At 68.1% G+C, this 518-nt stretch carries 2 protein-coding genes; both read left to right on the top strand.

The annotated features are described in order from the left end of the window. On the top strand, positions 1 to 229 hold a 229-nt coding region (locus C9414_RS21105), incomplete at its 5' end, for an MlaC/ttg2D family ABC transporter substrate-binding protein (RefSeq protein WP_142398092.1). Continuing rightward, positions 219 to 518: STAS domain-containing protein (locus tag C9414_RS21100; RefSeq protein WP_107164309.1), on the top strand; the 300-nt coding region annotated here is incomplete at its 3' end. The genes C9414_RS21105 and C9414_RS21100, both read left to right, overlap by 11 nt.

The following is a 518-nucleotide window of genomic DNA, read 5'->3' as shown; positions in this document are numbered from 1 at the left end:
GAGCACCGAGCTGGTGCGCGCCGGCAACGAGCCGACCCCGGTCGAGTACTGGATGCGCAACGTGAATGGCCAGTGGAAGATCTTCGACGTCAACATCGAAGGCATTTCCTACGTGCAGACCTTCCGCAACCAGTTCGACACCCCGCTGCGCCAGAAGGGCATCAAGCAGGTGGCCAGCGACCTGCGCAGCGGCAGCATGCAGGCCGGGCCCGCGGGCAATGGCAAGTAACGCACTGGCGCTGCTGGAGGGCGATACCCTGCGCCTGCGCGGTCTGCTTGACCGTGCCGCGGTGATCGCGCTGTGGCCACAGCTGCAGGCGCTGCCGGCCAAGCTGGCACGGCTGGAGCTGGGCGAGGTCGAGCGCGTGGACAGCGCCGGCCTGGCCCTGCTCGCCGAGCTTTCGGCGCGCGCACGCAAGGCCGGTCACCCGCTGGCGATTTCCGGCGTTCCGGCAGGCTTCAACGAGCTGAGCGCGGCCTACCGGCTGTCGCCCGACCTGGATTTCACTGCAACTTCT

It is taken from the genome of Bacillus sp. Nf3 (assembly GCF_003028545.1).
GTDB lineage: Bacteria > Bacillota > Bacilli > Bacillales > Bacillaceae > Bacillus > Bacillus safensis.
Note: the sequence above shows the minus strand (reverse complement) of the source record. Positions and strands in the feature narration are given on the sequence as shown.